Annotated in this window: 18 protein-coding genes and 1 pseudogene; 11 read left to right on the top strand and 8 right to left on the bottom strand. The window is 64.4% G+C overall.

Going from position 1 to position 19,986, the window contains the following annotated elements; all coding sequences use genetic code 11:
- Window positions 1-14: 14 nt before the first annotated feature.
- A pseudogene (locus IAE34_RS24650) lies at window positions 15-125 on the bottom strand (cytochrome C); the annotation flags it as partial.
- Window positions 126-448: 323 nt separating this feature from the next.
- On the opposite strand from IAE34_RS24650, the gene yihA reads away from it, so the two are divergent.
- Window positions 449-1,081: a ribosome biogenesis GTP-binding protein YihA/YsxC gene (gene yihA, locus IAE34_RS03825; protein ID WP_200137526.1), complete on the top strand. Its 633-nt coding sequence runs from the start codon at window positions 449-451 to the stop codon at window positions 1,079-1,081.
- Window positions 1,082-1,371: 290 nt separating this feature from the next.
- On the opposite strand, the gene polA is transcribed toward yihA, so the two are convergent.
- Window positions 1,372-4,119 (bottom strand): DNA polymerase I, encoded by a 2,748-nt coding sequence (gene polA / locus IAE34_RS03820; RefSeq protein WP_200137525.1) that lies wholly within the window; start codon window positions 4,117-4,119, stop codon window positions 1,372-1,374.
- Window positions 4,120-4,194: 75 nt separating this feature from the next.
- Between polA and IAE34_RS03815 the strand changes: the two genes are divergently transcribed.
- Both IAE34_RS03815 and IAE34_RS03810 read left to right on the top strand, forming a co-directional pair.
- On the top strand, window positions 4,195-4,482 hold the full coding sequence (locus IAE34_RS03815) for a DUF2782 domain-containing protein (RefSeq protein ID WP_200137524.1): 288 nt from the start codon (window positions 4,195-4,197) through the stop codon (window positions 4,480-4,482).
- A 73-nt stretch (window positions 4,483-4,555) separates the two neighbouring features.
- On the top strand, window positions 4,556-5,506 hold the full coding sequence (locus tag IAE34_RS03810; RefSeq protein WP_200137523.1) for a homoserine kinase: 951 nt from the start codon (window positions 4,556-4,558) through the stop codon (window positions 5,504-5,506).
- Window positions 5,507-5,708: 202 nt separating this feature from the next.
- On the opposite strand, the gene IAE34_RS03805 is transcribed toward IAE34_RS03810, so the two are convergent.
- Entirely contained in the window at window positions 5,709-6,635 is a 927-nt protein-coding gene (locus IAE34_RS03805) for a zinc ABC transporter substrate-binding protein (RefSeq protein WP_200137522.1), read from the bottom strand.
- Between the two features lie 66 nt (window positions 6,636-6,701).
- On the opposite strand from IAE34_RS03805, the gene zur reads away from it, so the two are divergent.
- The 4 genes from zur to IAE34_RS03785 all read left to right on the top strand — a co-directional run bounded on the left by zur (window position 6,702) and on the right by IAE34_RS03785 (window position 9,548).
- Window positions 6,702-7,187, top strand: coding sequence for a zinc uptake transcriptional repressor Zur (gene zur / locus IAE34_RS03800; RefSeq protein ID WP_200137521.1), 486 nt, complete (start codon window positions 6,702-6,704; stop codon window positions 7,185-7,187).
- The gene (gene znuC, locus IAE34_RS03795; RefSeq protein ID WP_200137520.1) at window positions 7,184-7,957 is read left to right on the top strand and encodes a zinc ABC transporter ATP-binding protein ZnuC; all 774 of its coding nucleotides are present in this window, start codon (window positions 7,184-7,186) and stop codon (window positions 7,955-7,957) included. Before zur ends, znuC begins: the two co-directional genes overlap by 4 nt.
- Complete coding sequence (gene znuB, locus IAE34_RS03790) at window positions 7,950-8,732, top strand: zinc ABC transporter permease subunit ZnuB (RefSeq protein WP_200137519.1); 783 nt, start codon at window positions 7,950-7,952, stop codon at window positions 8,730-8,732. The genes znuC and znuB overlap by 8 nt, the downstream gene beginning before the upstream one ends.
- Window positions 8,733-8,840: 108 nt before the next feature.
- A complete protein-coding gene (locus IAE34_RS03785) occupies window positions 8,841-9,548 on the top strand; it encodes a PA5502 family lipoprotein (protein WP_200137518.1) in 708 nt (235 codons plus the stop codon).
- 40 nt (window positions 9,549-9,588) lie between these two features.
- Here the strand turns inward: IAE34_RS03785 and katE are convergent, their stop codons facing one another.
- A complete protein-coding gene (katE, locus tag IAE34_RS03780) occupies window positions 9,589-11,733 on the bottom strand; it encodes a catalase HPII (protein WP_200137517.1) in 2,145 nt (714 codons plus the stop codon).
- Window positions 11,734-11,957: 224 nt separating this feature from the next.
- On the opposite strand from katE, the gene IAE34_RS03775 reads away from it, so the two are divergent.
- From IAE34_RS03775 to IAE34_RS03765, 3 genes are all read left to right on the top strand, one after another.
- Window positions 11,958-12,965 (top strand): methionine ABC transporter ATP-binding protein, encoded by a 1,008-nt coding sequence (locus IAE34_RS03775; RefSeq protein ID WP_200137516.1) that lies wholly within the window; start codon window positions 11,958-11,960, stop codon window positions 12,963-12,965.
- Window positions 12,965-13,636, top strand: a complete 672-nt coding sequence (locus IAE34_RS03770; protein WP_200137515.1) for a methionine ABC transporter permease — start codon at window positions 12,965-12,967, stop codon at window positions 13,634-13,636. Before IAE34_RS03775 ends, IAE34_RS03770 begins: the two co-directional genes overlap by 1 nt.
- A 63-nt stretch (window positions 13,637-13,699) precedes the next feature.
- Window positions 13,700-14,473: a MetQ/NlpA family ABC transporter substrate-binding protein gene (locus tag IAE34_RS03765; RefSeq protein WP_200137514.1), complete on the top strand. Its 774-nt coding sequence runs from the start codon at window positions 13,700-13,702 to the stop codon at window positions 14,471-14,473.
- An 83-nt stretch (window positions 14,474-14,556) separates the two neighbouring features.
- On the opposite strand, the gene IAE34_RS03760 is transcribed toward IAE34_RS03765, so the two are convergent.
- The gene (locus IAE34_RS03760) at window positions 14,557-15,189 is read right to left on the bottom strand and encodes an SCO family protein (RefSeq protein WP_200137513.1); all 633 of its coding nucleotides are present in this window, start codon (window positions 15,187-15,189) and stop codon (window positions 14,557-14,559) included.
- A 228-nt stretch (window positions 15,190-15,417) separates the two neighbouring features.
- Here IAE34_RS03760 and IAE34_RS03755 point away from each other — a divergent pair, with 228 nt between their 5' ends.
- Window positions 15,418-16,059, top strand: coding sequence for a hypothetical protein (locus IAE34_RS03755; protein ID WP_200137512.1), 642 nt, complete (start codon window positions 15,418-15,420; stop codon window positions 16,057-16,059).
- A 48-nt stretch (window positions 16,060-16,107) separates the two neighbouring features.
- Here IAE34_RS03755 and IAE34_RS03750 read toward each other — a convergent pair whose 3' ends face one another.
- The 3 genes from IAE34_RS03750 to IAE34_RS03740 form a co-directional block, all read right to left on the bottom strand.
- Window positions 16,108-17,634 carry a SulP family inorganic anion transporter gene (locus tag IAE34_RS03750; protein ID WP_233630921.1) on the bottom strand — a complete coding sequence of 509 codons (1,527 nt, stop codon included), beginning with the start codon at window positions 17,632-17,634 and terminating at the stop codon, window positions 16,108-16,110.
- A 199-nt stretch (window positions 17,635-17,833) separates the two neighbouring features.
- Window positions 17,834-18,553, bottom strand: coding sequence for a carbonic anhydrase (locus IAE34_RS03745; RefSeq protein WP_200137510.1), 720 nt, complete (start codon window positions 18,551-18,553; stop codon window positions 17,834-17,836).
- Between the two features lie 293 nt (window positions 18,554-18,846).
- A complete protein-coding gene (locus IAE34_RS03740) occupies window positions 18,847-19,902 on the bottom strand; it encodes a PA0069 family radical SAM protein (protein WP_200137509.1) in 1,056 nt (351 codons plus the stop codon).
- Window positions 19,903-19,986 lie beyond the last annotated feature (84 nt).

The raw sequence follows: 19,986 nt of genomic DNA, 5'->3' as shown, positions 1-19,986 counted from the left end.
CTAAGGGTGAAATGTTATGTATCGGGACTGCCATTCATCCAAAGGATGACCGATCGGTAGTCCTCGGTACCGCAGTCCATGCACAATCCACGCGACGGCATAGCCTTGAAACCCTGAGCGAAGTGCGTCATCGGCCCGGTCATAACGCGCCCGGAATCTGGCTCCCTGGACAGCCGCGCGGCAGCGGCTGTGCAACGCCTGGGAATCCTGTGTAGCCTGTGCGCTGAAAAGCGCTGCAACCTCGCGTTCGCCAGCAGCCGTCTCGCCATGCGCAACGACCTGACAGGGTTGGGGGCCGCGCTGCGTTCTGATGCGCAAGCTGATGTTCGACACCCCCTGCCCGTTCCCCTTCAGGGGGAATGAGCACACAAAAACTGGGGCATTATATACTTGCACCCCGTAAACGGAAATCTGGCCTGGATCAGGCAAAACCCACTTCGGATACCCCATGCACGTCAAAAACCCCATCCTCGGCCTCTGCCAGAAGGCCAAATTCGCCCTCAGCGCCGCCAAGGTCGAACAATGCCCGCAAGACCTGGGCTACGAGGTGGCGTTCGCCGGCCGCTCCAACGCCGGTAAATCCAGCGCCCTCAACACGCTGACCCATGCCAGCCTGGCGCGCACGTCCAAGACGCCAGGGCGCACCCAGCTGCTGAACTTCTTCAGCCTGGACGACGACCGCCGCCTGGTCGACCTGCCCGGCTATGGCTACGCCAAGGTGCCGATTCCGCTCAAGCAGCACTGGCAGAAGCACCTGGAGGCCTACCTTGGTGGCCGCGAGTGCCTGCGCGGGGTGATCCTGCTGATGGACGTGCGCCATCCGATGACCGACTTCGACAAGATGATGCTCGACTGGGCCCAGGCCAGCGGCATGCCCATGCACATCCTCCTGACCAAGGCCGACAAGCTCACCCACGGCGCGGGCAAGAACACCCTGCTCAAGGTGCAGTCCGAGATTCGCAAGGGGTGGGGCGATGCGGCGTCCATCCAGCTGTTCTCGGCGCCCAAGCGCCAGGGGCTGGAAGAGGCATACCGGGTGCTGGCCGACTGGATGGAGCTGGAGGACAAGCCTGCGGCTTGAGGCGAGAAGGGCGCCGTCGTGCGCCCGGCGGCGAACGACAGGCAAAAAAAACCCCGGACTTCATATGGGGAGGGGGAAGTTCGGGGTTCAAGTCCGGACCGCCAGGGCGGGATCCGGTTATCTGCCAACACTTAACACAACATAGGAGCATCGAAAGGCTTCACCAGCCATTCAGGTACTCTGAGCGACCTTCACCGATTAAGTTCCTGAGCGCGGCAAACTAATCGCCAAGGTTTCATCTTCGCGCCTGCACCGCTGCGACCTTAGATCGCAGCCGGCAGGCACTGGCCTCAGTGCGCCTCGTCCCAGTTCGATCCGACGCCCACTTCCACCAGCAGCGGCACGTCCAGTTCGGCGGCACGGCTCATGTGCGGGCGAATCTCGGCGCTGACCTGCTCGACCAGGTCCTCGCGCACCTCCAGGACCAGTTCATCGTGCACCTGCAGGATCACCCGCGCATCCAGGCCGCTGTCGTCGAGCCACTGATTCACGTTGACCATCGCCCGCTTGATGATATCGGCCGCCGTGCCCTGCATCGGCGCGTTGATCGCCGTCCGCTCGGCGCCGCGACGCAGGGCGGGATTCTTGGCATTGATGTCCGGCAGGTACAGGCGACGGCCGAACAGGGTCTCGACGAAACCTTGCTCGGCCGCCTGGGTACGGGTGCGCTCCATGTATGCCAGCACGCCGGGGTACTGGGTGAAGTAGCGGTCGATGTAATCCTGGGACTGCTTGCGGTCGACACCGATCTGCTTGGCCAGGCCGAAGGCGCTCATCCCGTAGATCAGCCCGAAGTTGATGGCCTTGGCGCTGCGCCGCTGGTCATGGGTGACCGCCTCCAGCGCCACCCCGAACACCTCGGCGGCCGTGGCACGGTGCACGTCCAGGTCGTTGCGAAACGCATGCAGCAGGCTTTCGTCCTTGGCCAGGTGGGCCATGATGCGCAGCTCGATCTGCGAGTAGTCCGCGGCCAGCAGGCGGTAGCCGGGGCTGGCGATGAAGGCCTGGCGGATGCGCCGGCCTTCGGGGGTGCGCACCGGGATGTTCTGCAGGTTCGGATCGCTGGAGGACAGCCGGCCGGTAGCCGCCACGGCCTGCTGGTAGGAGGTGTGGATGCGCCCGGTGCGCGGGTTGATCTGCTCGGGCAGCTTGTCGGTATAGGTGCTCTTGAGCTTGCTCAGGGAGCGGTATTCCATCAGCACCGTGGGCAGCGGGTAGCCTTCGGCGGCCAGGTCGGCGAGCACCGCCTCGGCGGTGGACGCCTGGCCCTTGGCGGTCTTGCTCAGCACCGGCATGCCCAGCTTGTCGTACAGGATGCTCCCCAGCTGCTTGGGCGAACCGAGGTTGAACTCTTCGCCGGCCAGTTCGAACGCCTTGCGTTCCAGCTCGGCCAGCTTCACCCCCAGCTCGCCGCTCTGCACCTTGAGCAACGCGGCATCGACCAGCGCCCCCTGGCGCTCGATGCGCGCCAGCACCGGCACCAGCGGCATCTCGATGTCCATCAGCACCGGCTGCACGCTCGGCGTGGTGGCCAGGCGCTTCTGCAACGCATGGTGCAAGCGCAGGGTGATGTCGGCGTCCTCGGCAGCGTAGGGGCCGGCCTTGTCCAGGTGGATCTGATTGAAGGTCAGCTGCTTGGCACCACGCCCGGCGATGTCCTCGAAGGCGATGGTGCTGTGGTTCAGGTACTTCTGCGCCAGGCTGTCCATGTCGTGGCGAGTGGCGGTCGAGTCGAACACGTAGGATTCGAGCAGGGTGTCGTAGGCCACGCCACGCACCTCGATCGACGGGCTGGCGTTGGCCAGGATGTTGATGTCGTACTTGGCGTTCTGCCCGACCTTGGCCTTGGCCGGGTCTTCGAGCAGCGGCTTGAGCGCCAGCAGCACCGCCTCGCGATCCAGCTGCTGCGGCGCGCCTTCGTAATCGTGGGCCAGGGGCACGTAGGCCGCTTCATGGGGCTCGACCGCGAACGACAACCCCACCAGCTGCGCGCGCTGGGCATCCAGGCCGGTGGTCTCGGTGTCGAAAGCGAACAGCGGCGCCTGGCGCAGCTTCTCCAGCCAGGCCTCGAAACGCCCCGGGTCGAGAATCGTTTCGTAGCTGGCCTCGACTGGGGCGGCAGGCTCTTGCACTGGGGCGATCGCAGTACCTTCGCGCGCCGCCTCGCGCTGGACCTCGGCGATCCAGCCCTTGAACTCCATTTCGCTGTACAGCGCCAGCAGCGCCTCGCGGTCGGGCTCGCCGCACACCAGCGCGTCGACCTCGATGTCCAGCGGTACGTCGATCTTGATGGTGGCCAGCTCGTAGGACAGGAACGCCGCGTCGCGGTGCTCCTCGAGCTTGGCCGGCAGGCCCTTGGCACCGCGAATGGCCAGGCCCGGCACCTTGTCGAGGTTCTCGTAGAGCTCGCGCAAGCCACCACCGATGCCGGTCAGCAGGCCCACGGCGGTTTTCTCGCCCACGCCGGGAACGCCAGGAATGTTGTCGACCTTGTCGCCCATCAGCGCGAGAAAATCGATGATGTGCTCCGGACCCACGCCAAACTTCTCGTGCACGCCTGCCACGTCCAGCACCGTGCCGGTCATGGTGTTGACCAGGGTGATATGGCCGTCCACCAGCTGCGCCATGTCCTTGTCGCCGGTGGAGATGATCACCGGCCGGCCAGCGGACGCACTGCTGCGGGCCAGGGTGCCGATCACGTCGTCGGCCTCGACCCCTTCCACGCACAGCAGTGGATAGCCCAGCGCCTTGACGCTGGCGTGCAGCGGCTCGACCTGCACCCGCAGGTCGTCGGGCATGCTCGGGCGATTGGCCTTGTATTCGGCGAACATCGCGTCGCGGAAGGTTCCGCCCTTGGCGTCGAAGACCACCGCGAACAGGGCGTCGGGGTACTGCCGACGCAGGCTCTTGAGCATGTTCAGCACCCCCTTGACCGCGCCGGTGGGCAGGCCTTTGGACGTGGTCAGCGGCGGCAGCGCGTGAAAGGCGCGGTAGAGGTAGGACGAACCGTCCACCAGGACGAGGGGCGCTTGGCTCATGAGAGGAATCAACCTTTTCGACGGGTCCGGCGCTAGAATAGCCGGATCAGTGACGACAAAAGGACTTAGGTTATCATGCGCACACCCATTCGCCTGTTACTGCTCAGCCTGCTGGCCTTCACCCCGGCCCTGGCGCTGGCGGCGGAAGACGCTCCATCGGCCGATCCCGATGTGACCATTCGCACGGAAGGCGATCGCACCATCCAGGAATACCGCCAGAACGGCTTCCTGTACGCGATCAAGGTCACGCCGAAACACGGCAAGCCTTATTTCCTGGTACGCGCCGACGGCTCCGACGGCAACTTCATTCGATCCGACCAGCCGGACATGCTGATTCCGTCCTGGAAGATCTTCGAGTGGTAGGGTAGCGGCGCGTACCTTTACTTATCAATCCGGCACTTTCGGCTGAAAGTGCCCGCATGGGCAGCTTTCCAACATGTCAGTCTTCACCCCCGTGTCCCGGCCCGAGCTGGAAACTTTTCTGGCGCCGTACGAGCTGGGTCGCTTGCTCGATTTCCAAGGCATCGCCGCGGGCACCGAAAACAGCAACTTCTTCGTCAGCCTGGAAAAGGGCGAGTTCGTCCTGACGCTCATCGAACGCGGGCCGGCCGCCGACCTGCCGTTCTTCGTCGAACTGCTCGACGTGCTGCACGAAGCCGACATGCCGGTGCCCTATGCGATACGCGACCGCGACGGCCAGGGTCTGCGCCAGCTGTGCGGCAAGCCGGCGCTGCTGCAACCAAGGCTTTCGGGCAAACACGTCAAGGCGCCCAACGCCCAGCACTGCGCCCAGGTCGGCGAGCTGCTGGCGCACATCCACCTGGCCACCCGCGAGCGCATCATCGAGCGGCGCACCGACCGAGGCCTGGAGTGGATGCTCGAGGCGGGGGAAGCGCTGCTGCCGAGCCTGAGCGCCGAACAGGCGCAGCTGCTGCGCTCGGCCCTGGATGAGATCGCTCGCTGCAAGGCGCAGATCCTGGCGCTGCCCAGGGCCAATCTGCACGCCGACCTGTTCCGCGACAACGTGATGTTCGAAGGCACGCACCTGAGCGGCCTGATCGACTTCTACAATGCCTGTTCCGGTCCGATGCTGTACGACATCGCCATCACCCTCAACGACTGGTGCCTGGACGCACAGGGCGGTATCGACCTGCCACACGCCCAGGCCCTGCTGGGCGCGTACGCCGCGCTGCGCCCCTTCACTGCGGCCGAAGCCGAACTGTGGCCGGTGATGCTGCGTGTCGGTTGCGTGCGGTTCTGGCTGTCGCGGCTGATCGCCGCGCGCGACTTCGCCGGCATGGATGTCACCATCCACGACCCGCGCGAGTTCGAGGTGCGCCTGGCCAGGCGTGGACAGGTCGCGCTGAAGCTGCCATTCGCTCTCTGAACCGGCAAGCCGCTGCTGGCCCTAGTGTGGTGTTTCACAAGTAACGCTGATAAAGGCCGAGTGATTTTCATGCTCAGGCAAGGCGCCGCGACGAGTCGTAGCCCAGCTACGGCGAGGAGCGGCAACGCCGCATGAGCATGAAAAGCGCCGGCATTTATAGCGTTTACTTGTGATACACCACACTAGGCTCTGCCTGAAAAGCCTAGCGCGCCGCAGCGGCGTCCGGCAGCTTCGCCAGGCACCCGGTGAGGTCCGTGCCTAGCTTCTCCAGCAGCCGCTCGTAGCCCTGGCCGTCGACCGGGTCGGTACCGCCCAGTGCATCGAGCTCGGCCAGGGTGACCGGCAGCCCGGCCACCAGGGTTTCGGCCAGGCGCGGCCGCAGGGGGGGCTCGCTGAATACGCAGGTCGGCCCCACTTCCTGCAAGCGCTTGCGCATCGCCGCCACATGCTGAGCGCCCGGCTGCACCTCGGCGGCCACGCTGAAGACCCCGGCATGGCGCAGGCCATACTCGGCCTCGAAGTAATCGAACGCCTCATGGAACACGAAGTACGGCTTGCCGGCGATGCCCGCCACCTGGGTTTTCAGGCGCTGGTCGAGCGCATCCAGCCGTTGCACGAACGCCTGCTGGTTGGCCTGGTAACGCGCCGCGTTGGCCGGATCGACCTGCGCCAGATCGGCCGCCATCTTCGCCGCGATCACCCGGGCATTGACCGAGGACAGCCACAGGTGCGCATCCAGCGAGCCCGGACGGTGATCATGATCGTGGTCGTCATGGTCCTGCGCATGGGAATGGCTGTCCTCGCCGAAGCGGCGCAACTTCATCCCCGGCAGGGATTGCGCGGCCACGGTGGGCTTGCTGCGATTGCCCAGCACACGCGGCAGGAAGCTCTCCATGTCCGGTCCGATCCAGTACAGCAGGTCGGCATCGGCGACCTTGCGCACGTCAGAGGGGCGCAGCGCATAGTTGTGCGGCGACGCGCCGGGGGGCAGCAGTACTTCGGGATCACCGATGCCGTCCTGAACCGCTGCGGCGATCTGCTGCAAGGGCTTGATACTGGTGAGCACACGCACGTCGGCCTGGGCGGAAAAAGCGATGAACGCGACAAAAAAGGCTATGAATCGGGACACTGTGAATACTCGACTCGTCAGAAACAGGTAACATAATAACGTCTCCGCCGATAATCGTCGCCGCCCATGTCTATCACTCCGCTGGCCAACCGTCCCCACGATCACTCGCGCTGCGTGCACAGCGCACTGAGCGAGGCCGACACCCTGTGCGCCCGCCAGGGCCTGCGCCTGACCGCGCTGCGCCGCCGGGTGCTGGAGCTGGTGTGGCAGAGCCACAAGCCACTGGGTGCCTACGACATCCTCGCCGTGCTCAGCGAACAGGACGGCCGGCGTGCGGCACCGCCGACCGTCTATCGGGCACTGGATTTCCTGTTGGAAAACGGCCTGGTGCATCGCATCGCTTCGCTCAACGCGTTCATCGGTTGCAGCCATCCCGAGCACAAGCACCAGGGCCAGTTTCTCATCTGTCGCAGTTGCCACGTGGCCATCGAGCTGGAGCAGGACAACATCAGCGAGGCGATCGTCAGCAGCGCCAAGGCGGTGAACTTCGCCGTCGAGTCGCAGACCGTCGAGGTGGTCGGGCTGTGCGGGAACTGCCGGGGCACGGCATGAGCGACGCTCTTATCCGCCTGGAGCAGGTGGGTGTCAGCTACGGCGGCGAGACGGTCCTGGACAGCATCGACCTGGCGGTCGCGCCTGGACGCATCGTTACCCTGATCGGACCGAACGGCGCCGGCAAGACCACCCTGGTGCGCGCCGTGCTCGGCCTGCTCAAGCCCCATCGGGGCGTGGTGTGGCGCAAGCCGCGCCTGCGCATCGGCTACATGCCGCAGAAGATTCAGGTCGATCCCACACTGCCTCTTTCCGTGCTGCGTTTCCTGCGCATGGTGCCCGGCGTGGACCGGGCCCGGGCGCTGGCAGCGTTGCAGGAAGTAGGCGCCGAACAGGTACTCGACAGTCCGGTGCAGACCGTCTCCGGCGGCGAGATGCAGCGGGTACTGCTGGCCCGCGCGCTGTTGCGCGAACCCGAATTGCTGGTACTCGACGAGCCGGTGCAGGGGGTGGACGTGGTGGGCCAGAGCGAGCTGTACGCGCTCATCACCCGGCTGCGCGACCGTTATGGCTGCGGCGTGCTGATGGTCTCCCACGACCTGCACCTGGTGATGAGCACCACCGACCAGGTGGTGTGCCTGAACCGTCACGTGTGCTGCTCGGGGCATCCGGAGCAGGTCAGCGGCGATCCGGCCTTCGTCGAACTGTTCGGCCAGAACGCGCCGACGCTGGCCGTCTATCACCACCATCACGATCATCGCCATGACCTGCACGGCGCCGTGATCGCACCGGGCACCCATGTCCACGCAGAGCAGTGCAAGCATGGCTGATTTTCTTCTGTACGCCTTGCTTGCCGGATTGTCCCTGGCGGTGGTGGCAGGTCCGCTCGGTTCCTTCGTGGTGTGGCGGCGCATGGCCTACTTCGGCGACACCCTGTCCCATGCCGCCCTGCTGGGCGTTGCCCTGGGCCTGGCCCTGGACGTCAGCCCCACGCTGGCGGTGACCCTCGGCTGCCTGTTGCTGGCGATCCTTCTGGTGACACTGCAACAGCGTCAGCCACTGGCCTCGGATACCCTGCTCGGCATCCTCGCGCCCAGCACCCTGTCTCTCGGACTGGTGGTGCTGAGCTTCATGCACGATGTGCGTATCGACCTGATGGCCTACCTGTTCGGCGACCTGCTGGCGATCAGCCCGACCGACCTTTCATGGATCCTGGGCGGCAGCGCGCTGGTGCTAGTGGTGCTGGCGGTGCTGTGGCGACCGCTGCTGGCGGTGACCGTGCACGAGGAACTGGCGCGGGTCGAGGGCCTGCCGGTAGCCGGGCTGCGCCTGGCGCTGATGCTGCTGATCGCCGTGGTGATCGCCGTGGCGATGAAGATCGTCGGCGTGCTGTTGATCACCTCGCTATTGATCATCCCTGCCGCTGCGGCGCAGCGTCACGCCCGCTCGCCCGAGCAGATGGCGATCGGCGCCAGCCTGCTGGGCGTGGCGGCGGTGTGCGGGGGCCTGGCGATGTCCTGGCTCAAGGACACCCCGGCCGGCCCATCGATCGTGGTCTGTGCCGCAGTGCTATTCTTGCTGAGCCTGGGACTGCCCAGACGCTGACGCACCCTGCAACCTTTGCCAAGGTAAAGGGTCAGTAAGACGTGTTTTCGAGCGCGCACACCTGGGTGTAGACTTGCTCGCTTTTTGCGCAAATAGAGAGTCGCAGGAATGAAGCCGTTCGCCTTCCGTTATCTGCTTGTTGCCGCATTTTCGCTGATGCTCGGCGCCTGTTCGTCGACCCCGACACCGACGCCCGTCGCACCCGAGCCCGCCGATGCCTGGCAGCAATTGCAGCAGACCATCGCCAGCAACGAGCTGGCCACCGCCGAAGATCAACTGGCCACGTTACAAGCCCAGTCGCCAAATGATTCGCGCATCGAACAGTACCAGCGCCAGTTGGCCGAGGCGTATTTGCAGCGCAGCCAGATCGTGCTGCAGAAAGGCGACGTCAATGCCGCTGCCACCGCCCTGGCACGAGCGCGTGCCTTGATGCCCCAGGCCCCGGCACTGACCGGCGGGGAAGCCGTGGCCCAGGCTCGCCAGGCCGAGCTGGAGCAGGCCGAAGCAGCGCTCAAGGCAGTCGAGGCCAAGCCCCAGGCCCGAGTCATCGATCCTGCTGCACCCAGCACGGTGATTGCGCTGAAAACCACGGACATCGAAGCGATGCGGCGCCAATTGGACGATATCGCCGCCGATGTAGTGAATTACCAGTGCGAGGTCGTGTTCCAGGTGCCGCGCACCCAGGATGCCCCTTGGCTGAAGAGCCTGTTGCAGAAGCGGGTGACCCGGCTTGACCCGGGTTATCGACTGGATCTGAAACACCAGATCCAGCGGGCATTGCCGGCACAGGCCGTGTTGATCCCCCACCAGCGCTGATCCGCTCCTGCACGAGGAGCGGATAGCGCAACGCCAGGGATCAGGCGGGGATGGCCTCGGCGGCCGCCTCGCGCTCCCACACGCGGTGGGCTTGCACCGCCTTGACGAAGGCCTCGACGGTCTTCTGGTCATCGCCCAGCAGCAGTCCTTTGTCGGCTTTCAGCCCCAGCCCGTCCAGCAGCGATTTCCCCTGCGAAGCCACGCCAATGGCCTTGAGGTGCTTGTAGCCCTCGAGCAGGAAGTGCTTGGCCAGACCGCTGGCCGCCAGTGCGTCGAGGGACGCCTTGCCGTCAGGCACCAGGATGCCGTCGAACATCACTGAAGGCATGCCTTCCATGGAAGCGTCCACGGGCAACGACTTGCCGTCGGCCGTCTTCACCGGCGCCGAGCTCGGGCCCAGCAGCATCGGCCGTGCGCTGTGCGCTTCGAGGGCCTTGACCAGCCGGTCGACGCTGGCGCCATCGACCCCATTAGCCACCAGCAGGGCGATCTTGCGACCCTTGATCCCCACATCGCCGGGATGATTCACCTGGCTCAGGGCAGGGGAAGCCTTGAGCTTGGAGGCATTGGTTTTGACGGTGCCAGCCTTGGGCGCCGGCAGCCCCAGGTTCTCGGCCACGGCGGCCGCCAGGTCGAGGTCGATGTTGGCGAGGATCTCGTTGACCTGGCGCTCGCGGATGTACTCGCGCTCGACCTTACCCAATTCGAAGCTGTAGGCCTTGATGATGTGCTGCTGCTCGTGAGGGCTCATGCTCTTGAAGAACAGGCTCGCTTGGGAGAAGTGATCGCTGAACGACTCGCTGCGCTCGCGAACCTTGTGCGCATCGACGCGCTCCTGGTACGACTCGAAGCCGCCATCCTGAGGACCGGGCGGGGTCTCCTTCGGCCAGCCGCCATCGATCGAGTTCGGCTCGTAAGAGGCGCGACCCTTGTGAATGGTCTGGCGGTGCATGGCATCGCGCTGGTTGTTGTGATTCGGCGATACCGGGCGGTTGATCGGGATTTCGTGGAAGTTCGGCCCGCCCAGGCGGCTGATCTGGGTGTCGGTGTAGGAGAAGAGGCGACCCTGCAACAACGGATCGTTGGTGAAATCGATGCCGGGCACGATATGGCCTGGGCAGAAGGCGATCTGCTCGATCTCGGCGAAATAGTTGTCCGGGTTACGGTCCAGCACCATCTTGCCCAGCGGCGTGACCGGCACCAGTTCCTCGGGGATCAGCTTGGTGGGATCGAGCAGGTCGAAGTCGAACTTGTGCTCGTCTTCCTCGGCCACGATCTGAACGCCCAGTTCCCATTCGGGATAGTCGCCCGTCTCGATGGCTTCGGACAGGTCGCGACGGTGGAAATCGGTGTCCTTGCCGGCAAGTTTCTGCGCTTCGTCCCACAGTACGGAGTGCACGCCCTGGCGCGGTTTCCAGTGGAACTTGACGAAGGTGGCTTTGCCTTCGGCGTTGATGAAGCGGAAGGTATGCACGCCGAAGCCTTCCATCATGCGCAGGCTACGAGGAATCGCGCGGTCGGACATCGCCCAGATGACCATGTGCGCCGATTCCGGCACCAGGGAGACGAAGTCCCAGAAGGTGTCGTGGGCCGAACCGCCGGTGGGAATCTCGTTGTGCGGTTCGGGTTTGACCGCATGGACGAAGTCGGGGAACTTGATCGCATCCTGAATGAAGAACACCGGCATGTTGTTGCCGACCAGGTCGAAGTTGCCTTCGTCGGTGTAGAACTTCACGGCGAAGCCGCGCACGTCACGCACCGTGTCACCCGAGCCGCGCGGGCCCTGGACGGTGGAAAAGCGCACGAACACCGGAGTTTTCTTCTCGGGGTCCTGCAGGAATCCGGCCTTGGTCAGTGCGCTGTGGTTGCCGTAGCTCTGGAAATAGCCGTGGGCGCCGGTGCCGCGCGCGTGCACGATGCGCTCGGGAATGCGCTCGTGGTCGAAGTGGGTGATCTTCTCGCGCATGATGAAGTCTTCGAGCAGCGAAGGCCCACGCGATCCGGCCTTGAGCGTGTTCTGGTTATCGGCGATACGCACGCCCTGGTTGGTCCGCAGCGCCTGGCCGGTAGCATCGCTGCGCGCCTGCTCCAGGCTCTGCAACTTGGCATTGGTATTGGCGCGGTCAGGGGTCTGGGTACCAGCCAGTTCGCTCTGCTTGGGCGCGTCCGTCCTGTTGCTCGACATCTTGACTCTCCTCATCACTCATCAGGCTGCCCGTTCCGGGCTTGTTCAGGTAGTGACTTGGCGCCATCGCCAGACGTTCCATCGAATTTACCGACCGTCGCGTTATGCTCGCGCGGTTGGTCGCGGCGCAAATAAATGATAAGAACTGCCAGTCGAAAAGGCTAAAATGCGCCACCCCAGCTCACCGCTGACCCCATTCCCATGCGCCCCACAAGGTTCGCTACGTGATCGAGTTCCAACATGTGCACAAGACCTACCGCGTCGCCGGTAGGGACATCCCCGCCCTCCACCCGACCAGCCTGACCATCGAAGATGGCCAGGTGTTCGGCCTGATCGGCCACTCCGGTGCCGGCAAGAGCACCCTGCTGCGCCTGATCAACCGCCTGGAGGCCCCGTCCGGTGGCAAGATCATCGTCGACGGCGAAGAAGTCACCGCCTTCGATGCCAGCCAACTGCGGCGTTTCCGCCAGCAGGTCGGCATGATCTTCCAGCATTTCAACCTGCTGGCCTCCAAGACCGTCGCCGACAACGTCGCCCTGCCGCTGGTGCTGGCGGGCGAGTTGTCGCGCAGCGAAATCGACCAGCGGGTGAACCAGTTGCTGGCGCGGGTCGGCCTGTCCGACCACGCTCGCAAATACCCGGCGCAGCTTTCCGGCGGACAGAAACAGCGGGTGGGCATCGCCCGCGCCCTGTCCACCAACCCCAAGATCCTGCTGTGCGACGAAGCCACCAGCGCCCTCGACCCGCAGACCACCGCCTCGGTGCTGCAACTGCTGGCCGAGATCAACCGTGAACTGAAGCTGACCATCGTGCTGATCACCCACGAGATGGACGTGATCCGCCGGGTCTGCGACCGTGTCGCGGTGATGGACGCCGGCGTCATCGTCGAGCAGGGCGCCGTCGCAGACGTGTTCCTGCATCCCCGGCACACCACCACCAAGCGCTTCGTCCAGGAGGACGAGCAGGTCGACGAGCACGAGCAACGCGATGACTTCGCTCACGTGCCAGGTCGCATCGTGCGCCTGACCTTCCAGGGCGAGGCGACCTACGCGCCGCTGCTGGGCACGGTGGCCCGTGAAACGGGGGTGGACTACAGCATCCTCGCCGGACGCATCGACCGCATCAAGGACGTGCCTTACGGCCAACTCACGCTTGCCGTCACCGGCGGCAACATCGACGCTGCGTTCGCCCGCTTCCAGGCCGCAGACGTGCATATGGAGGTCCTGCGCTGATGGACGCCCTGAGTTTCTTCGCCAACGTCGACTGGTCCGAAATCTGGCTGGCCACCGGCGATACCCTGATCATGCTGTTCGGCTCGTTGCTGTTCACCGTGCTGCTCGGCCTGCCCCTGGGCGTGCTGCTGTTTCTCTGCGGCCCACGCCAGATGTTCGAGCAGAAAGGCGTCTACGCGCTGCTGTCGCTGGTGGTGAACATCCTGCGCTCGCTGCCGTTCATCATCCTGCTGATCGTGATGATCCCGGTGACGGTGCTCATCACCGGCACCTCGCTGGGCGTCGCTGGTGCCATTCCACCGCTGGTGGTCGGCGCCACGCCGTTCTTCGCGCGCCTGGTGGAGACCGCCCTGCGCGAAGTGGACCGCGGCATCATCGAGGCGACCCAGTCCATGGGCGCGACCACGCGGCAGATCATCACCAACGCGCTGTTGCCCGAAGCCCGGCCGGGTATTTTTGCAGCGATAACCGTCACCGCCATCACGCTGGTGTCCTATACCGCGATGGCCGGTGTCGTCGGCGCCGGTGGCCTGGGGGATCTGGCGATCCGCTTCGGCTACCAGCGCTTCCAGACCGACGTGATGATCGTCACCGTGGTGTTGCTGCTGGTACTGGTTCAGGTGCTGCAGAGCCTCGGCGACAGGCTGGTCGTGCATTTTTCCCGTAAGTAATCCCACTGGGTCGGCGTGCCGGCCCGTTCGGGGGTCGTCCCGGCCCTCACAAGGAGTGATTTGATGAAGAAACTGCTCGCTGTCGTCGCCGCCGTCGCGGCCTTCTCGGCCCAAGCGGCCGAGACCCTGACCGTGGCCGCCTCGCCCGTACCGCACGCCGAGATCCTCAACGTGGTCAAGCCGATCCTCGAAAAAGAGGGTGTGGACCTGAAGGTGAAGGAGTTCACCGACTACATCCAGCCCAACGTGCAAGTGGCGGAAAAGCGACTGGACGCCAACTTCTTCCAGCACCAGCCCTACCTGGATGAGTTCAACAAGGCCAAGGGCACACACCTGGTCAGCGTCGCCGGCGTGCACATCGAACCGCTGGGCGTCTACTCGAGCAAATTCAAGAAGCTCGACGAACTGCCCACCGGCGCCACCGTGGTCATCCCCAACGACGCCACCAACGGTGGCCGGGCGTTGCTGCTGCTGGACAAGGCTGGCGTGATAAAGCTCGAGGACAACGGCAACATCCTCTCGACCGTCAAGGATGTGGTGGGCAATCCCAAGAACATCAAGTTCCGGGAACTGGAGGCGGCTACCATTCCACGCGTGCTGACCCAGGTGGATGCCGCGCTGATCAACACCAACTATGCGCTGGAAGCCAAGCTCAATCCCGAGAAGGATGCCCTGGCCATCGAAGGCAAGGATTCGCCCTACGTCAACATCCTGGTGACCCGCGAGGACAACAAGGACAGCGACGCGGTGAAGAAGCTGGTCCAGGCGCTGCATTCGCCTGAAGTGAAGCAGTTCATCACCGAGAAATACAAAGGCGCCGTGGTGCCTGCATTCTGATTCGCTGAATCCCGGGCCGTCCACGACGCACGGTCGTGGCTCGGCCTGGGTGCGCGGCGCAACCCGCCGCTACGCGACCCTCTTCACGGCTGCGCCACCAGCTTGGGCAACTGCGCCACCAGCTTGCCGTTGTCGAACGGTGCACGAATGAACCCGCGCTGGCGCCCGTCCGGCCCCAGCAGGGCCAGGTTGCCGCTGTGATCGACGGTGTAGCCGGGCTGACGGGTGTCGGCCGGCACGAATGGAATGCTCAAGGCCTTGGCCAGGGTCTGGGTATCCTCGATCGAGCCGGCAAGGCCGATGAAGTCCTTGTCGAAGTAGACCAGGTACTGCTTGAGCTGCTGGGGCGTATCGCGGTTCGGGTCCACGCTCACCAGCACCACCTGCAGGCGTTCGAGCGTGTCCTTGGGCAGCTGGCTCTTGACCTGGCGCAGTTGCGCCAAGGTGGTCGGACAAATGTCCGGGCAGTAGGTGTAGCCGAAGAACACCAACGACCATTTCCCCTTGAGCTGGTCCGCTGCGAACGGCTGGCCGTTCTGGTCGATCATGCCCACCGCCGGCACGCTGCGGCTCTGCGGCAGGAGGATGATCCCCGCGTCGATCAGCTGAGCCTGACTGGCATCGCCACGTCCACTGAGCGCCTTGGCAACCAGCAAGCCCAGTATCAGAGCGGCCACGGCGAAGAAAAGCAGGAAGGTTTTCTGAGTTCGAGTCATGGGTTGGGTAGTCGAGTCAGGAGAAAAGGAAGGCGGCCAGTATCGCCCCAGGCGCAGCCAGATGACAGGCGGCGAATGCACGCACATTGGCATCGGGCCCGGCGGTGATGCACTTATATAGCCGTAAGGAGTAAACCCGTTAGTTATATAACAAATGCGTCTTAGCTCCTCACGCAGCCGAGCTACCTTAGTGTCTTCCGTTTGTAACCCCCTGTCCCTGGAGTTGTCATGAACACCGCAGCTGTACGCGAGCAGATCCATCAAGCCCAACTTTTCGAGCGCCGTACCGGCCAATTGCGACAACGGCTCGAACAACAGCTGCCGCACCTGCACCCGCTCATTCAACTGCCTGCGCAAGATGCCCGGGACACCCTGGCGCGCTTCGTCAGCGCCTACATCGACCAGGTCCCCGAGTTGCTCGACGCGGCCAATGAAGTGGCCCGCGACGCCGGCATCGAGTCGCAGATCAAGCCTGTGCTGAAGATCGCCGAGGCCTATTTCCTGCAACCGCCCAGCGTGGTGGAAGGGCACACCGGCCTGGATTGCCTGCTCGATGAGGCCTATCTCGCCCATCGCCTGGTCGAGGAGGTCAACGACCTGTACATCCGCCATTTCCAGCAGCCACTGATCCCCGTGGACACCACCGGGGCCAACCTGATCGCTCATCAACTGATCGGCGAAACCTTCGCCAATCAGCTGGACGAAGTGGTACATCACTCGGTGGATGAAATGCTCGACGACGAAAGCTTCGCCGTCGAATCGGTACAGGCCTACCGCGAAACCCTGCGCAGCCCCGCAACGGGTGAAGCGTGGAAGCGCTGGCCGTGCTTTTCGCGGCAGCTCGGGGTGGAGCTGGGGCATTCGGGCTGAGTCTTCCATCGAAGGGCCGATGCCCTTGTGGGGCATCAGCAACCTGTCTCAGGCCCCGACTCCGGCAGTGGTGCGCAACCGGCCCTCGATGCGGCGCTTCAGGCGTCGTTGTTCGATGACCAGCTGCGACCCGGTGGCCTGGTTGCTGCGGCTCCAGTCCTCGAGCAGCTCCAGGCAGGCGTGATCGATGTAGCTCAGATTGCCCAGGGGCACATGCAGGGTGGAGCCGGCCGGCACGCTTTCCAGCACCTGGGTCAGTGCCGGCACCTTGAGGAAGGTCGCCGCGCCGCTCAGGCGCAGTTCCAGATGCCCGGGCTCGTCCAGCGACACCAGGTTGATCTTCAGTCGCGCGGCCTTGAACGCCAGTTTCAGCAGGGTCAGGGCGAAGCCCACCAGCACGCCGGTCAGCAGATCGGTGAACACGATCGCCAGGGCAGTCGCGGCGTAGGTGTACATCGGCATGCGCCCGTAGCGCCCCAGGTTGCGCAACGCCTTGATGTTCACCAGCTTGATACCGGTGTAGACCAGCACCCCAGCCAGGCTCGCCACAGGGATCTGCTGCAGCACGCTGCCCAGCACCACCACGAAGCCGAGCAACCACACCCCATGCAGGATGGCCGAAGCGCGAGTCTGGGCGCCCGCTTGCACGTTGGCCGAGCTGCGCACGATCACCCCGGTCATCGGTAAGGCGCCGAGCAGGCCGCAGAGCATGTTGCCCAGCCCCTGCGCCGAGAGTTCACGGTCGAAGTCCGAACGCTGGCCAGTGTGCATGCGGTCTACCGCCGCCGCCGACAACAGGGTTTCGGCACTGGCGATGAAGGCCAGGGCGAACGCTGCCACCAGCAGATTGGGGTCAGCCAGCTTCAGCAGGTCGTCCGGACGCAGCCAGTCGATGGCCTGCGTCAGGTCGGTCGGCACCTGCACCCGATTGACCGGCAGCGCCAGCCACACACTGATCGCCGTCATCGCCGCCACGCCCAGCAGCGCACCGGGAATGAAGCGCAGGCGTTGGGGACGCCAGCGGTCCCAACCCCACATCAGGGCAATGGTGCCCAGGCCCAGGGCGCCAGCCTGCCAGCCACTGCCCGCCTGCTCCAACGGCAGTGCAGAGGCCAGGGTGGCCGGGAACCCCAGCAGGTTATCGACGCCCGAAGGCTGGGGCGCCGCATCGAACATCACATGCACCTGGGAGAGCACGATCAGCACGCCGATCCCGGCCAACATGCCGTACACCACGGCCGGTGCGGTGACCCGGAACCAGCAGCCCAAGCGTAGCCGCCCGGCCAGCAATTGCAGCACGCCGGCCAGCAGCAGGATGGGCCCGAGCATCGCCACCCCATGCTGGCGCACCAGCTCGAACACCAGCACGGCGAGGCCCGCAGCGGGCCCGCTGACCTGCAGCGGCGAGCCTGCCAGGAAGCCCACCACGATACCGCCGATGATGCCAGTGATCAGCCCTTTGGCCGGCGGCATGCCGGAGGCGATGGCAATGCCCATGCACAGCGGCAGGGCCACCAGGAACACCACTACCGAGGCCAGCAACTCACGCGGCAGTGCCGCTTTGATCTGTGTCATGTTCACCCTATCGCTCCTTTTCTGATTGACGGCCACTCCAATGGCCGATGGCACGGGTCGACCCTGAATCGCGTGCAGCCGCGAGCCGCCAGCGCAATCGCCGGCACGGCATTCAGGGAAATTCAAGGCAAAGACAAGCCCTGCCGCGCCCGTAGGGCGCAGCCGGCTATCACGTATTTACAGGTGTGGCGCGGGCGGCTTAGTAGCGGCCTCTAGGCGTGGCGCAGGGCACCGGCTCACCGGCGCTCAGGGGCAGGAAGGCATCGCTGGCGGCATCGTAGGCTTCGATGCGGCTGGTTTCGATGTCGTAGACCCAACCATGAATGTACAGCTGGCCCGCCGCCAGACGCGAGGCCACCGACGGATGGGTGCGCAGGTGATGCAACTGGGCGATGACGTTTTCCTTGGTCAGCACCTGCATGTTTTCATGTTCGGTGTCGCAGGTGCAGTTGTTCTCCACCACGGTGCGGGCCACTTCGGCATGGCGCAACCAGGCGGAAACGGTAGGCATCTTGGCCAGCGACTGTGGATTGAGCACTGCACGCATGGCGCCGCAGTCGGAGTGGCCGCAGACGATGATGTGATGCACGCCCAAGGCCATGACGGCGTATTCGATGGCGCTGGACACACCGCCGTTCATCTGGCCGTAAGGTGGAACGACGTTGCCGACGTTACGGGTCACGAACAGGTCGCCCGGCGAGCTCTGGGTAATCAGCTCGGGCACGATGCGCGAGTCGGCACAGGTGATGAACATCGCGCGCGGCTTCTGCGCGGTGGCGAGTTTCTTGAACAGTGCCTGCTGCTCGGGAAAGACATCGTGATGGAACTTCAGGAAGCCGTCGACGATGTGCTTCAGGGCGGCATCGGCGCTCTCGGCCGGAGCGGCCACAACGGGCTTGGATGGGTCCTTGACGGGCATGATTCATCCTCTAAACGGTTTGACGGTAGACAGGAGTCTACCGAGGAAAGATTCAAGCTATGCGAGGAATTAGATGACGCGCACAGGTAATAAATCACAGCCGTGATTGGCTGACTTCCTACGCTAGCGGAGAAAACTTAACTGAAACTGAATTCAGCGGCTCTAGAACGGGCGTTCCAGATAATGGCGGGGTCATTTCGATAATAGCAAAAAAACATCAACTGCCAACACCCCATAACCCGATTATTACCAGTCATTAGCCACACTGCTGGATAGACTCCGCCCCGCCAAGATCAGAACAGCGCCATCTGCGCACCGGGAACACAGAACGCCGAGCAGTCCAGGGCCAGGGCCTCGCGCTCGGCGAAGCCCAATTGCCGCGACGCTTTGCGAAAACGCTGCGCCAGCAGCTCGGCGAACACGCCTTCACCACGCATGCGTACCCCGAAGCGGCTGTCGTACAGCTCGCCGCCGCGGCTCTGGCGGATCAGGCTCAGGACATGCGCGGCCCGTTGCGGGTAATGATCCTGCAGCCATTGCTCGAACAACGGTGCCACCTCCAGCGGCAGGCGCAGCATCATGTAGGCAGCGCTCTGGGCACCGGCGTCGCTGGCCGCCTGGAGCAGGTGTTCCAGCTCGCTGTCGTTGATCATCGGAATCATCGGCGAGCACAGCACGCCGGTCGGCACACCGGCATCGCGCAGCACGCGAATCGCCCGCAGCCTGGCCTTGGGGGCGGCGGCACGGGGCTCCAGGGTACGCTTGAGTTCGTCGTCCAGCGTGGTGAGGCTGATCATCACGCGCGCCAGGCGCTGGCTGGCCAGTTCGCGCAGCAGGTCGAGGTCGCGCAGGATGAGCGAGCCCTTGGTGACGATGGTCACCGGATGACGGTAGCGCAACAGTACTTCGAGCAGCCGACGCGTCAGTTGATAGTCACGCTCGATGGGTTGGTAGGGATCGGTGTTGGCGCCCAGGTTGATGGGCGCACAGACGTAGCCTGGCTTGCTCAACTGTTGCTCGAGCACCTCGGCGGCATTGGTCTTGGCGATCAGCCGAGTCTCGAAATCCAGGCCAGGGGACATGTCCCAGTAGGCGTGGCTGGGCCGGGCATAGCAGTAGATGCAGCCGTGCTCGCAACCGCGGTAGGGATTGATCGAACGATCGAAGGGCAGGTCGGGCGAGGTGTTGCGGGCGATGATGGTCCTGGCGGTCTCGATCCGTACCTCGGTGCCCTGGGTCAACGGGACTTCCTGGTGCCAGCCGTCGTCTTCGGCCACGCAGTGACTCGGAGCGAAGCGGTTGTGCGGGTTGTCGACGGTGCCACGTCCACGAACGGGGGCTGGTTTCATGCTGGATCACCCGGATTACTGTATGCATGAACAGTAATCCGGGTGTGGCGCAAATACCAGTGCCGTCAGACGGACGAAGGCTGC

Source organism: Pseudomonas sp. S30, from assembly GCF_016518545.1.
In the GTDB taxonomy this organism is placed as follows: Bacteria; Pseudomonadota; Gammaproteobacteria; order Pseudomonadales; family Pseudomonadaceae; genus Aquipseudomonas.
Note: the sequence above shows the minus strand (reverse complement) of the source record. Positions and strands in the feature narration are given on the sequence as shown.